This is a genomic window from Cytobacillus stercorigallinarum, assembly GCF_014836495.1.
Lineage (GTDB): Bacteria > Bacillota > Bacilli > Bacillales > Cytobacillaceae > Cytobacillus > Cytobacillus stercorigallinarum.
Genome location: NZ_JACSQT010000002.1, coordinates 122,002 through 135,968 on the forward strand (window position 1 = coordinate 122,002; position 13,967 = coordinate 135,968).

The 13,967-nt window shown below is 34.6% G+C and carries 11 protein-coding genes; 7 read left to right on the top strand and 4 right to left on the bottom strand.

Annotation, left to right across the window (positions count from 1 at the left end; genetic code table 11):
* The first annotated feature begins 216 nt into the window (after nucleotides 1–216).
* From H9655_RS05195 to H9655_RS05220, 6 genes are read left to right on the top strand one after another with little or no spacing between them, the layout of a single operon-like run.
* Nucleotides 217–1,299, top strand: coding sequence for a DUF917 domain-containing protein (locus H9655_RS05195; RefSeq protein WP_191811635.1), 1,083 nt, complete (start codon nucleotides 217–219; stop codon nucleotides 1,297–1,299).
* The gene (locus H9655_RS05200) at nucleotides 1,296–2,849 is read left to right on the top strand and encodes a hydantoinase/oxoprolinase N-terminal domain-containing protein (protein ID WP_191811637.1); all 1,554 of its coding nucleotides are present in this window, start codon (nucleotides 1,296–1,298) and stop codon (nucleotides 2,847–2,849) included. The genes H9655_RS05195 and H9655_RS05200 overlap by 4 nt, the downstream gene beginning before the upstream one ends.
* A 28-nt stretch (nucleotides 2,850–2,877) precedes the next feature.
* Nucleotides 2,878–3,606, top strand: coding sequence for an aspartate/glutamate racemase family protein (locus tag H9655_RS05205; protein WP_191811639.1), 729 nt, complete (start codon nucleotides 2,878–2,880; stop codon nucleotides 3,604–3,606).
* Between the two features lie 16 nt (nucleotides 3,607–3,622).
* Entirely contained in the window at nucleotides 3,623–4,933 is a 1,311-nt protein-coding gene (locus tag H9655_RS05210; protein WP_191811641.1) for a purine-cytosine permease family protein, read from the top strand.
* Between the two features lie 30 nt (nucleotides 4,934–4,963).
* On the top strand, nucleotides 4,964–6,058 hold the full coding sequence (locus tag H9655_RS05215) for a DUF917 domain-containing protein (RefSeq protein ID WP_191811643.1): 1,095 nt from the start codon (nucleotides 4,964–4,966) through the stop codon (nucleotides 6,056–6,058).
* Nucleotides 6,058–7,638 (top strand): hydantoinase/oxoprolinase N-terminal domain-containing protein, encoded by a 1,581-nt coding sequence (locus H9655_RS05220; protein ID WP_191811644.1) that lies wholly within the window; start codon nucleotides 6,058–6,060, stop codon nucleotides 7,636–7,638. The genes H9655_RS05215 and H9655_RS05220 overlap by 1 nt, the downstream gene beginning before the upstream one ends.
* Nucleotides 7,639–7,904: 266 nt before the next feature.
* Here H9655_RS05220 and H9655_RS05225 read toward each other — a convergent pair whose 3' ends face one another.
* From H9655_RS05225 to H9655_RS05240, 4 genes are all read right to left on the bottom strand, one after another.
* The gene (locus tag H9655_RS05225) at nucleotides 7,905–8,375 is read right to left on the bottom strand and encodes a DMT family transporter (RefSeq protein ID WP_191811646.1); all 471 of its coding nucleotides are present in this window, start codon (nucleotides 8,373–8,375) and stop codon (nucleotides 7,905–7,907) included.
* Between the two features lie 14 nt (nucleotides 8,376–8,389).
* Nucleotides 8,390–8,818, bottom strand: a complete 429-nt coding sequence (locus H9655_RS05230; protein WP_191811648.1) for a DMT family transporter — start codon at nucleotides 8,816–8,818, stop codon at nucleotides 8,390–8,392.
* 80 nt (nucleotides 8,819–8,898) lie between these two features.
* Nucleotides 8,899–9,213: an ArsR/SmtB family transcription factor gene (locus tag H9655_RS05235; RefSeq protein WP_191811650.1), complete on the bottom strand. Its 315-nt coding sequence runs from the start codon at nucleotides 9,211–9,213 to the stop codon at nucleotides 8,899–8,901.
* A gap of 172 nt (nucleotides 9,214–9,385) precedes the next feature.
* On the bottom strand, nucleotides 9,386–9,784 hold the full coding sequence (locus H9655_RS05240; protein WP_191811652.1) for a MarR family transcriptional regulator: 399 nt from the start codon (nucleotides 9,782–9,784) through the stop codon (nucleotides 9,386–9,388).
* 1,001 nt (nucleotides 9,785–10,785) lie between these two features.
* Here H9655_RS05240 and H9655_RS05245 point away from each other — a divergent pair.
* The gene (locus tag H9655_RS05245) at nucleotides 10,786–13,953 is read left to right on the top strand and encodes a pectate lyase-like adhesive domain-containing protein (protein WP_225230453.1); all 3,168 of its coding nucleotides are present in this window, start codon (nucleotides 10,786–10,788) and stop codon (nucleotides 13,951–13,953) included.
* Nucleotides 13,954–13,967: the final 14 nt, after the last annotated feature.

Sequence of the window (13,967 nt, forward strand, 5' to 3'; positions counted from 1 at the left end):
GAGAAAAGTTGAGAAAAAATGAGAAATCAATGTATTTAACCTGTTTTTCTCAATTATCATTCTCAAGTTTATATTTAAAAATCCTCTCACTTGAGAGGATTTTCACGTTTAACCTAGATACATAAAGTTGCGAGATTCGTGGTTTTTTAAGTTATTATTTTATTTTTTTGAATATTGGTATAGAACTTGCAACTAGTAAAGAAAGGAGAGAAAAAAATGCCTTGGAAAATAACTAAAGAAGACATTCGATTCATTTCCCTTGGTGCAAGGATATTATCTTGTGGAGGTGGTGGTAATACAAGATCAATGGAAGCTTTAATATTGTCGGTGATGAAAGACGATGATGTGATAGAGGTGATACCCATTCATGTAGTGAGGGATGATTGGTGGGTAACTGCTATTGGAATTATGGGTTCCACAGTCCTCTTTAATGAAGATTTACCGACAGGCGAAGAAATGGAAATTGGACTTAGTTTATATGAAAAGGAATATAACAAAAATGTAGATGCCCTCATTTCTATCGAAATAGGTGGTGTGAATGCTTTGGCTCCCCTTTTACTTGCTCTAAAGCGGCGCCTTCCTGTGATTGATGGAGATGGAATGGGAAGAGCATTTCCAGAGCTTTATATGACTACTCTGCATTTAAATGGTATTCCACTTGCCCCTCTTTCACTAGTAACGCAAGATAATATGAAGTTCATTCCTTCTTCATACACTTCCGATCAGGCAGTACATGAAGCTAAATCATTTGCTAATAATAATGGAGGGCATAGTCACGTAGTCGGCTATGGTGCAAGTGGAGATGAGATCAAAACTTCGATGTTGTCAGGGACACTTTATTTAGCATATCGTTTAGGGAAAATTATTACGTCTTATGGCGACGGAATCATCCGATTAAAGCAAATAAAGAACGCATTTGAAAATTCGATCTACGGAGAATTATCTCTCGTTATTAAAGGGTATGTAACAGAGGTCTCTCGTTGGTTTGAAAATGAAGTGATTGTTGGAAAACTATTTATTGAAAGTTATACAAAACAACATAACCAGAAAATTGAAATCCAATTTATGAATGAATTTTTTACCATTCATAATGGCGAAAGCATTTATCGTGTGCCAGATTTAATTGTGTTTCTCCATATAGATTCACTTGAACCAATCAGTGTTGTAGACATTCAAAGGGCTCAATCAGTCATCGTTTTAGTGATACCTGCTCCTAACATATTGCATACTACAGATATGTTAACACTCATACACATGAAAGAATCTTATCAACTTTTAAAGAAAGAGGAAGACCAATGAGGTTAGGAATTGATGTAGGTGGAACAAATACTGATGCAGTTATCATTGATGACTCAGGCAATATAAAAGCCTGGTCAAAGCAATTGACGACAAGTAACTTGGGAGAAACCATCTATGAAACCGCAAAAATAGTATTAAATGAGGCCAATGTAAAGCCAGAATCGATGAAAGGGGTCTTCTTAGGCACTACACATGTACTAAATGAATTGTATTATCCAAAAAATTTAGCCAAGACAGCTTTGATTCGCTTAACCAAGAAACCATCAAAAATCAAACCTGGTTTATTTTGGCCAAGTCATTTAAGTAAATACATTATAAAAGAGTTTCATTTAGAAACAAAATATGATTTTACAAGGCAAATACCTCATTATGATGAAATCGATCATGAAAGTGTATTTAAGATGATTAAGGAATTGGAAAAAGCAAAAGTAGAGTCAGTTTGTATTGTAGGTGCCTTTTCTTCCTTTTATGAGGATGAAGAAAACAACTTAAAAAAAGTGATCGCCTCTCATATGCCTTCTCTTTCTGTCACTGTATCTAATGAAATAGGAAGTATAGGCTTTTTGGATCGTGAGAATGCCTCTTTACTTAACTCAATGTTGTCATTTGTGATGAAGGATGCGTTAAGCTCCATTAATGATATCTTTAAAAACTTAGGTCTGCATTGCCCTTATTGGATAACGCAAAATGATGGATCATTGATGAAAGTAGAAGAAGCGATTAAGTTACCTATTTTCACAATCGGTTCTGGCATAACTAATAGTTTACGTGGCGCTTCCAAACTTACTGGTTTAAAGAACTTCATAGGGATTGATGTTGGAGGCAGCACAATTGATATTGGTATGGTAAGTCATGGTCATCCACAAACAGAAGAAGGACCAGTAAAAGTATTGGATATTCCAGTGAATGTTAGGCTGCCAAAAGTACACTCACTTTCAACAGGTGGAGGCAATTTAGTCAATACTCATAATGGTGATTTATTAATTGAAGATACAATTGCAAGTGATATAACAAAAGATGGGCTTGCATGGGGAGGAGAACTATGGACAATATCCGACTCGTTTTTAAAAATTTTTCCTCATTCATTCAAGGATAAACACATTAAATATGAAAATCTAGAAGGTATTTCAACAGAAGACTGTTTAAAAGTAGTAAATACGGTATCAAGCAGGATAAGAGAAAAAATTAGACAATTACAACCTAAAGATCAATACGTCCCACTCGTTCTAGTTGGAGGTGGAAGTCCTTTACTTCTAAATAATATTTTCACTAAATTTGATAAAGCTATCCAGCCTGTAGGTTATCAAATATGTAATGCCGTAGGAGCTTGTTATGCTCCCCTAAGCTCAAGTCTAGACAAAGTTTTTTGGCTAAATGATCGTACAAAAGAGGAAATTGTAGAAAGAGAGAAAGAGAGGGTAATTACAGAGTTAATTCATAAAGGAGCAAAACCAGAAACGATCAAAATTAATAGAGTGGAGGAATTTCCATTCGATTATTTAAAAGGTGAAATGTTTCGTTTAAAAATAATGGCATTTGGTGATTTATAATCTTATTTTAAAAAAGAGAGGGCGAAATATGAAAATTAAAGTGATTGCACCCATTATCTCAGACACATTTATGGATGAAATGAAAAAAGAATTTACTGGATTTTCCTATCCTCAAACAACCATTGATGTAACAAACCTAGATTACGGGCCTGCTTCTATAGAAAGTGAGTACGATGAAGCCTTATGTGTACCTGATTTTATCGAAAAAGTAAAACAAGCGGAAGCAGACGGATACGACGGTGTGATTAGTAATTGTTTTGGAGATCCAGGAGTGAAGCCAGCTAGAGAGGTCGTTGATATTCCAGTGATAGGACCTTGCGAGGCTTCTATGCTGTTTACAAGCACACTGGCAAAACGTTTCTCTGTTGTAACTGTTCTCCCCAATGTCGTTTCAATGATTAGTAACATTAGTAAAGTAACAGGTGTTTATCATAATCTTGCCTCTATTCGTTATGTAAACATCCCCGTTTTAGAAGTACATGAGAAAGCGAAGTTAAAGAGTGCTCTTTTAGATGAAATGTTAAAAGCGATTAAAGAAGACCAAGCAGAAGCACTAATTTTGGGCTGTACTGGATTTATGGGGGTAGCTAGCGAACTCCAAATGAAGCTAACTGAAAAAGGCTATGACATTCCAGTTGTAGATCCTGGCTTTGCAGCGACAAAATTATTAGAAGCCACAATAAGTATGGGAGTGAAGCAAAGTCGCATTACTTATATGAAGCCGCCAAGTAAACAAAGAGTGATGAATACGAATTGAATGGAGGGATAGGACGTTGGCAAATCATTCTACTATTGGGGACGATTATTCATTAACAAGGGTGCCTCAGGAGGCTAGGCGATCACTGTGGAGTATTACGATCATTCGTGTCGGGGCATTAGCAACCATTTCACAATTTATTTTAGGAGCATCTTTAGGATACGGGATGACTTTTTGGCAGGCATTTTGGGCTACGTTTCTAGGTAGTGTGATTCTTCAAGTGGTTGGTTTCCTTTTAGGGTATGCAGGCGCGAAAGAAGGGTTATCTACAAGTCTTTTAGCTAGGTGGACAGGATTTGGGCGCCATGGTTCGAGCATAATTGGGGCAGTTATAGCTATTTCTTGTATTGGTTGGTTTGGTGTACAAAATTCCGTGTTTGCTGAAGGAATTGTACAATCTACCAATGGAGCGGTTTCTTTACCCTTAGCAGCAACATTAACAGGAATTGGTGTAACCATTTTGGTTATTTTCGGTTTTAAACTTTTAAGTATTACAGCTTCAATCACTGTACCCTTATTTCTAATAGCTGTCAGTATAGGTATTTATCAAACACTAAAAGGACAGAGTTTTTCTGATTTACTAGCAACACAGCCAGCAGGTGAGCCTTTATCATTTGGCGTTGCTGCGACCATGGTTGCGGGTGGATTTATTATAGGTGCGGTGATTACCCCGGATTTTAGTAGGTTTGCTAAGAGTGGAAAAGATGTTTTCTGGATGACTACCATCGGATTATTAGTAGGAGAATTAGGGATTAATATGATTGCTGTCTTAATGGCTTTAGCGGCAAGAACAAATGATGTAGCTAATATTATGATGACAACAGTTGGCTGGTTAGGGGTTATGGTTGTGGTCCTTTCCACTGTTAAAATCAATAATTTAAACTTGTACTCATCATCCCTCGGTTTTACTAATATTTTTGACTCACTATTTCGAATTCAATTAAATCGTGGAATGGTTACGTTACTTATTGGTATTATTGGTACGCTATTATCTGTATTAGGGATATTAGAACGTTTCACTGATTTTCTCGTTTTACTTGGGATACTTGTTCCACCTGTTGCGGGAATTATGGTTATTGACTATTTCATTTTAAAGACACATAGGAAAATACTAGATGAAAGTCGCCAGAAGGGCCAATTGCCTGCAAATACCGAGAAACTTGGCTGGCCTACGATTTTAGCCTGGGGATGCGGAGGATTAGCTGGTTATTTTATTACAATAGGTATACCATCTATTAACTCGTTAGTGATTAGTGCGATCATTTATTATGTTGCAAAAAAAATGGAGCGATTATATAAAACTGATATTCATGCAGATGTAGCATAAATATTTAGAAACTTCAAAGGAGTGTGTCAAATGAGAAAAATAGGAAAACAAGAAATTGAGGATCTGGCAATTGGTGCAGCTTTACTTGGAACGGGCGGAGGTGGAGATCCGTACATCGGTAAGTTAATGGCGCTTCAAGCAATTGAAGAATATGGAGAGGTAATATTATTAGACCCGGAGGAAGTACCTGACGATGCATTGGTTGTCCCATCATCAATGATGGGTGCACCCACTGTTATGTTAGAAAAAGCACCAAGTGGTGAGGAAGCTATTCGTGCTTTTAATCAATTAGAGGAATATTTAGGTGAAAAGATATACGGGACTTTTCCTATTGAAGCGGGTGGTGTAAATAGTATGTTACCTTTTGCATTAGCTGCAAGATTAGGAATTCCAGTAATAGATGCTGATGGGATGGGACGAGCATTTCCAGAACTCCAAATGGTAACCTTTTATTTAGACGGGATATCAGCAACTCCTGCAATAATAGCTGATGAAAAGGGAAATACAGCGCTATTGTCTACAATTGATAATGTATGGACAGAGAGGATTGCTAGATCTGCAACTATACAAATGGGTGGTTCTGTCATGTGTGCGATGTATTCAATGACAGCTAAAGACCTTAAGAAAAGTGGGATTACAAATATTCTTAAGCTTGAAGAGGAAATTGGTAAAAGTATTAGATTAGCCAAAATAAATAATGTGAATCCTATCGAAAAAATTTTAGAAACAGTCAATGGCTTTGAATTATTTAAAGGGAAAGTCATTGATATAGATAGGAAAACTGAATCAGGTTTTGCAAAGGGTGTCGCTACTTTTGAGGGGCTTGAACAAAATAAAGGTGAAAATTTAAAACTCCGCTTTCAAAATGAACATCTTATTGCTCAAACGAATGAAAAGGTTTTATGTATGACGCCGGATTTAATAGCTGTACTCGATTCAGAAACAGGTTTACCTATAACAACAGAAGGCATACGCTATGGATCTAGATGTGTTGTAATTGGCATCCCTTGTCATCCAAAATGGAGAACAGAAAAAGGCATAGCAACAGTAGGGCCAAACTACTTTGGCTATGATATGGCATATACACCTGTAGAGGGACTTGTAAAAAAAGGAGTGACACAATGATGGCAACATATAGAATTGGAATTGATGTAGGTGGTACTCATACTGACGCGGTCTTGTTAAATGACAAGAATGAAGTCATATCAGAAACAAAAGCTTCAACTACTGAAGATGTAGCTACAGGCATATATCATGCAATGCACAAAATTGTTTCTCATGCGAATGTGCCAAAAGAAAATATAAAATATGCAATGTTAGGAACAACTCATTGCACGAATGCGATTGTTGAAAGAAAGAGACTAAATCAAGTGGCGGTAGTACGAATTGGTGCGCCAGCGACACTGGCAGTCAAACCTTTAATAGGTGTCCCAAATGACCTTAGGGAATTACTAGGTGAACATGTCTTCTTAGTGCGAGGGGGTCATGAATTTGATGGAAGAGAAATAGTTGATCTTGATGAAAATCACTTATATGAAATCGCAAATGAATTAAAGGAAAAAGTGGATTCCATAGCAATTACTTCTGTTTTCTCTCCGGTATCAAAGGCACATGAAGAAAGAGCAGCCGAGATTTTTCAAGAAGTATTGGGAGACTCTATCGCATTATCGTTATCTTCTGAGATTGGTTCTGTAGGGCTATTAGAAAGGGAGAATGCGACCATATTAAACGCTTCAGTTATTAATGTCGCAAAGATGGCTGCAGAAGGGTTTATCGATGCATTAAAAAATGAAGGGATTCAAGCGAAAGTATTCTTTGGACAAAATGACGGAACATTGATGTCTGTAAAATATGCAATGAAATACCCTATTTTCACAGTTGCATGCGGACCTACTAATTCTTTGAGAGGTGCTTCATATTTAAGTGAATTATCTGATGCCATAGTCGTAGATGTAGGAGGAACAACATCTGATGTAGGTGTGTTAGTGCAATCATTTCCACGAGAATCTTCTCTTGCAGTTGAGATTGGTGGAGCAAGAACGAACTTCCGTATGCCGGATTTAGTTTCTATAGGCTTAGGGGGAGGAACAATTATAAAGATAGAAGACGAACACTCTTTTACAATCGGTCCTGAAAGTGTGGGATATCGATTACCAGAGAAAGGATTGGTCTTCGGTGGAGATACATTAACTACTACTGATGTTGTTGTGGCACTTGGAAAAAGTAATTTAGGAGACGTTAAAAAAGTGTCACATCTTGATAAAAATTTATTAGAAAAAATATACGTAAGAATGGTTGAGATGGTCGAAGAAGCAATAGACAGAATGAAAACAAGTGCTGATCCAGTTCCCGTTATTCTTGTTGGAGGAGGTAGTATTTTACTACCAGAAACCCTTAAAGGTGCCTCACATGTTATCCGCCCGAACCATTCAGGAGTAGCAAATGCTATTGGCTCAGCCATTGCTCAAGTAAGCGGGCAAGTAGAAAAGATATTTGTACTAGATAAGATTGGCAGAGCTGCTGCGTTACAAAGCGCAAAAGAACAAGCAATAAAAGAAGCTGTGCAAGCTGGGGCTGAACCAAGTAGTATAGAAATTGTAGATATTGAGGATGTCCCATTGGCCTACTTGCCAGGAAATGCAACTAGAGTAAGGGTGAAAGCAGCAGGGGACTTAAAATATCAAAGCGAGGTTGCTATCCATTAATAGCAAAAGTTAGAAATAGTAGGTAAAACACAGACTGATGCTTTTAACAGAGTCAAATTCAAAACCAGTCATCTATAGTGTTGATGACTGGTTTTGTTGATTCTTTATACCCTAATTAGATATGAACTGCAAGTCCCGCTCTAATAGAGCTGAAGTATAATAGTTAAATTCATTGCGGTAAAAAAATTGAGATGATTTAGCTATGCTACCTAATGATATACTGATTAATAGGGGATTCTTAAATGCATTAAGTGAAGTAACCTTAACTACTTTTGTTGTTTCGATTCTACCACAGAACGCTTATTCCCTTTAAATATGAAATATAAGGCTATTAACATAAATAAAAGAGCAAACCATCGTTTAGTATCTAGTGGAATAATTAAACTATTAAACCATCCAAAGTGATCAATTACAACACTAATGACTAATTGCCCGATTATCACCGTAATACTAGTAGCTATAACGCCAATTTTTGTAACAGCAAAAACATTAAAGAGCAAAAATATAACACCTAAGAAAACGGCACTTAGTTGCCAAAGAGGTGCGTCAAATATGGCAAATATATTTCCTTGACCAAAGAATAATATGATAAGGGCCAATAACATACTGCCTGTTATAAATGTTAAAAACGTAGTTTCAATTGTACCTGCTCTACGGCTGAATGATCCATTTATTGCTGATTGTGCACTTAATGTTATACCACCAATTATAGTAAACAAAATCATAATAATTCCCATAATAAAAACCTCTCCTAGTTAACTAATATGAGTGCTATCATCATTGAAATGACAGCTAAAACTTTCTCTCTATTAATTTTCACTTTATTTGTTCCTAACCATCCAAAATGCTCAATTACCATACTCATAATCAATTGGCCAAGGATTACAGCAACCATAGTGATCCCAACTCCAACAAATGGAATACTAATTACTATTGCTGTTAAGTAAACAACACCTAATACTCCTCCTAAAAGGGACCATTTAGGTGCTTTAACTGCGTATGATAAATTACCTTTTCCAAAAAATAACCATAATAGACCAAGAATGATTGCACCTACAATAAAGTTGTAAAAACTAGTCTCTAATTTTCCAATATTTTCACCTAGTTCACCGTAAATAGCTCCTTCAAAGCTAAGTGCCATTCCGGCCAATAATGCAAAAATATATGCAATAAACCGCATGATTAAATCCTCCTGTCATAAATTTAAATATCTAGAATTATCGATATACGCATTAAAAAAAATACGAAAATCATAAAAACTTAGATTTCCGTTTTAAAATATTCAGCAAATTGACTAATAGCTTCCTCATTTCTTCGATAATAAGTCCATTGACCATAACGAACAGATTCTAATAATCCTGCTTTCTGCATCATATTTAAGTAGTGTGACACTGTAGATTGGGAAACTTTAGCCTTTTCTTGTATATCTCCAACACATACTCCGCCTTTGTAACTCACTTCCTTAGGTAGGTGAGCACCCTGTTTTGGAAAGTGCTTCTCTGGATCTTTTAACCACAGTAAGATATTTAGTCTCGTTTCATTAGATAATGCTTTAAAAATATCGATAGGTTCCATATTGCTATTATATCGATACTTCTATATATGTCAAATTGCTAAACTAAACGTTGTTAACAAAGGCAGAAGAAGGGAGGGAGAATTATACGTAAAACTAAAGATATGCAAATTTACTCTATTAACAAAATCACCAGCTGTGTATAAACACATTAACTTAACCGACTAAGTAATTTTAGTTATCACTATGTAAGATTGACTTAATAGTTGATGTTTTTACTTTATATTCACGAGCCAAATTTCTAATTAGTAGGCTTGGATCTTTGATGTAATTAGGGGTATTTTTCAATAAATTGTAAGTAATATTTATCTCTTTCTCATCATAAATAGTTAATTTGGTTGTAACAGGATGAGAAATACCAAATTCAACTAATATTTTACTGATAGTAAGTTTACTCATTTGAAGTATTTTGGAAATATCAAAAATTGTTATATTTTCATGATGATATAAGTGGAGAATTATTTCTAGGTTATCTATTGTTTTGTAAGTAAATCTTGTTCCATTCGGATTAATAATTGCTTCATCAATATTTTTTGAAAACGGAAATTTCTTAAGACAATATTTACAAACCATTTTTTCACACCTCATTATTTATTGGATTATTTGAACAGGAAGACATTCTCTTAATAACTTAAAAAGGTAAGATGATGCACTATGATAAATAATATCTTAATTATTCAAATTTTTATTTTCAAAAAAAGTTATTATACTAGTAATTTCTGAAAAAATATATTAATGAAGTAATATCTGATATTATTTTGCTTAGTGTATAAACCAAAACCACACACGAATTGTAAGTGTTTTATTTTTCATTTTTTTAAATGCTGTATAGTATCCTGTTATAAATATATTCACATTAAGTTAAGTTTCATATATTGAAATAGTCTAATTTGGCATACTCGATGGTTTATATCAAATTTTATTTTAGTAATATTAGTTATCCGTAAATAATATATATCCAAAATCATAAAATAATGTGATATCAACGGTAAAATTTCATCAACTTCGTTAAATCACTTAACAGCTCGACTACGTGTTATAGCATATAGAAATGAACGATTTGTGCCTCCACGATGAGTAAACTTCTACACCCAATTATTGAGTAAATTAGTTTAAACGTCCCCCCTCATTTTTTTACAACATTTTCTATTTCTCCTCATAATTTATATAGACCGTTTCTTCTACTCTTCGAACCCACACTTAGGAGGAGCTTCTATTATGTCCTAATCCTTTTATAAGAAAGAAAACAAGAAGAATTTACCGATTCAAAAAATACTATTCTTTCTCTATGAGCTTCTTATTGACTTATGTACCACATGTCTCATCTGTTTACATTTTGATGATTGTTTGTAGAGCATTTTAGTATTCCTGTTTTATCCACAAGGACATACATCCATAGAGGCGCATAAAATAAAAAAGAAAACGCCCCTTACATAGAAGAAGGTAAATAATTGCATTTTCAAAAATGGTTCTATATTAAGTAAAAGTTGAATGGCAGGTTTCAAGAATATTAGTTTAGAATATTATTATTCAGTTTGAAAATCGAATAAAGGGAAGAGGTGAAAAAAGAAAAAATGAGAAAAAGACGTTTGACAAGTAAGGCAAGAAGAAAAAAAAACTATGTAAGAGCAGGCTTAAGTATATTTATTATTGCTATATTGATAACATCTATGAACATACAAAACTTCTTCACAATTCATTCTGTAAATGCTTCTAATGGTTTACTACTTGAGGTAGAAGAGAAAAAAATTGAACTTCACGAAACTTTCAAAATAACGGTATCAACTACTATTGAGGAAACCAATTCAAAAGCAGTAGTCATTCAACTTCATATTCCCGGTGGATTAAAATATGCACTCGATCAAACAAAACAATCATTAGAAAATATAACCAATCCACCTAAGATTGAATATGACTCTTCTACCAATTTGATTAATATTACATATGATAATTCTCAAATGGGTAGTCAATTATTAGATTTATATTTACTAGCTGAGGATGTGGGACAATTTCCTATAGTTGCTAGTAAAGATGGTCAAACTACTCATATAGTTAATATCAATGTTGAAGAAAGTCAAATTTCTGAAGAAGAGTATGAAAAAAGCAACCAAGAATCCGGAGCAGATAATGACACTGTTGAAGAAAACCAAGATGTTAAAGTCAGTGAAGTTGTAGATGAAGATACAGAAAGTGAGCAAGAAATTATACCGGAAAATGACACTGTTGAAGAAAGTCAAGGTGTTACAGTAGATAAAGATGTAGGAAGCAAACCAAATACAGAAAATGAAGGTGATTATGCTAAAGAAAATTTTAGAATAGAAAACAACAAAGAAGCGGATTATGATCATTTTAATTCTGTAAGCAATTTAGACGTTATAGACCTAGTTGCTAATGAAATAGATGTGAACACTTGGAATGAATTTGTTAACGCAGTGAGAAATCCAGCAATCAACAAAATTAATATTATGGAAAATTTGGATGCATCCACAGAAACATCTGCTAATAGAACTAGATTATCTACTTATCAGGTAAGAAGGGATTTAGAAATTAACGGAAATGGTAACAAAGTGAATTTTGACTACTCTTCTATTTACCTCGGTAATCCTACTAGTGGAGAGGGAAATTTCCATATGCATGATATCACATTAGCTCAAAGATATGCAGGAGCGTATGCAGAGGACATTGTAGGTTCTAGATTAGTTGGGAGTTACACTGGTAAGTGGAAGTATAAGTTTGGAAATATTATAGCTGAACCTACAGTGCAAAGACTTGCAAGAGCTCAGTATGCTGAAGTAACCGTATATGGTGAAATGAATATAAATACACGTGCTGAAAATTTTTATTTAGGTAGTTTTATTATGGAAGAGGGGACCACATATAAAGGAAATGTTAATTATTATAATTTTTCTATTATGTGGTTTAATCTTGCAGCTAGAGAAGGTGATACTGGAGCTTCTCGAGAATTTACAATTGGTCAAAATTGCGCCGTTCAACTTACTCAATCACAAACTTCTGGAACCACCTATCCTGCGATATATCATCATTATGATAGTATCACTGTAGGAGAGGATTCTAAACTAGATATTAATATGCCTGGTTATGCAGTAGCCTTTAGTCGTGATAATTCAATTTTTACAGTTAAATCTGGAGCATACGTGAATCTAACAAGTAAATCAAATGGGTCTGTAATAAACTTTAGGTCAATCGTAAACACTCCCGATAATAGCAAGTTTATTGTTGAGGAAAATGCAGAGCTTTATGTTATTGGTAATAGTTCAACAGGATTAATAAATATGGATGAAGGCTCAGGGCATTCATTTATTCTTAATGAACCAGCTTCTTATGATATAAGAAATGCAGGTACAGGTACTAATTCGACTGCAGTAAGAATGGGAGATGATACAACCTTTCAAATCAGCGATTCCGATATAGATTTATGGAAGAAAAAATCAGAATTACTTGGACCATCAGATTTTAACTATGTAAAAGTCAGCGACTTCTTAATTGAGGCAACTAGATATAATAATATGACAGTTACTTCAACAAATGAAACTATCATGGTTGATTTTAGTTCAACCCAAGATTTTAGAAGAATATCGGGATTAAACAGCCTACCAGATATCATCTATGAAAAGGTACATACAGATGCGGATTATACACTTCAAGCACGAGTGAAAATAGGAGAAGTACCTGATGGTAAAGGTTTGGATGAAAATGGAAACGTAAACTATATTCCGGTATATGCTTCGGAAAAACAGGCATATGTTGATCTTATAGACACATTTGGTGATACACATAAATTATATACGAATCGTGAAGGGTATGTTGAATATACAGATACGAAATTTAATTTAGCAGGAGAAAAAATTTCAGCGATGGCGACAAGGGGGCCCTGGATTCAGGGACAACCTAAAACAACTGAGGTAATGGATGTTACACCTCCCAATCCAGCTAATGTTGATTTGGAAGTAATAGATGAAAAAACAAACAAAATCATAGGAACTGCAGATGAAATTGGTTCGACGGTGATAGTTGAAATAGATGGTGAACCTATAAAGGATACTCAGGGCAACCTGATTACTGCCAGAGTGAATGAAAAGGGTAACTGGTCATTTGAAATACCGGATAACTTATTGCCCTTACAAGTTGGATCTAATCTCCAAATTATATTAAACGATAATAGTGGGCTTTTAGATGTAGAAGGGTTAATTAATCCTCCAACAAATAACCCAATGGGAAATCAAAACCCAAATACGAGCATAAGTTATAAAGATGCTATTTTTAAAGCTGGACCCATTTTTAAGATTGTTGAATATTCAGGTAGTTTATCATTGGTTGCTCCAAATATAATTTCATTTGGAAGTCAATTAGAAATTTCCCCGAATGATCAGTTATATGAAGTTGTTTCTTTAAATGAAAAGCTAGGTGTAATAGATACTCGAAAAGAAAAATCATCATGGAAATTATCAAGTTCACTAGTAGAACCTCTTTATAATCAAGAACGTGATTCAACCTTACCGATTGTATATATAAAAGATGGAGTAGTTACTGAACTGAATAATTTTTCGACAACCATTTTTGAGCATTTAAATACTGATGATGAACCATTCTATATTTCTGATTTGTGGAATGGTAAATTTGAAAATGGTCTATATGTACAAGCCCAATCTGGCGAAGCGAGAATTGGAAAATATGAAGCAGTGATTAAATGGACCTTAGAAGATACTCCATCAAATCAATAGAAGTAAGGGTGAAT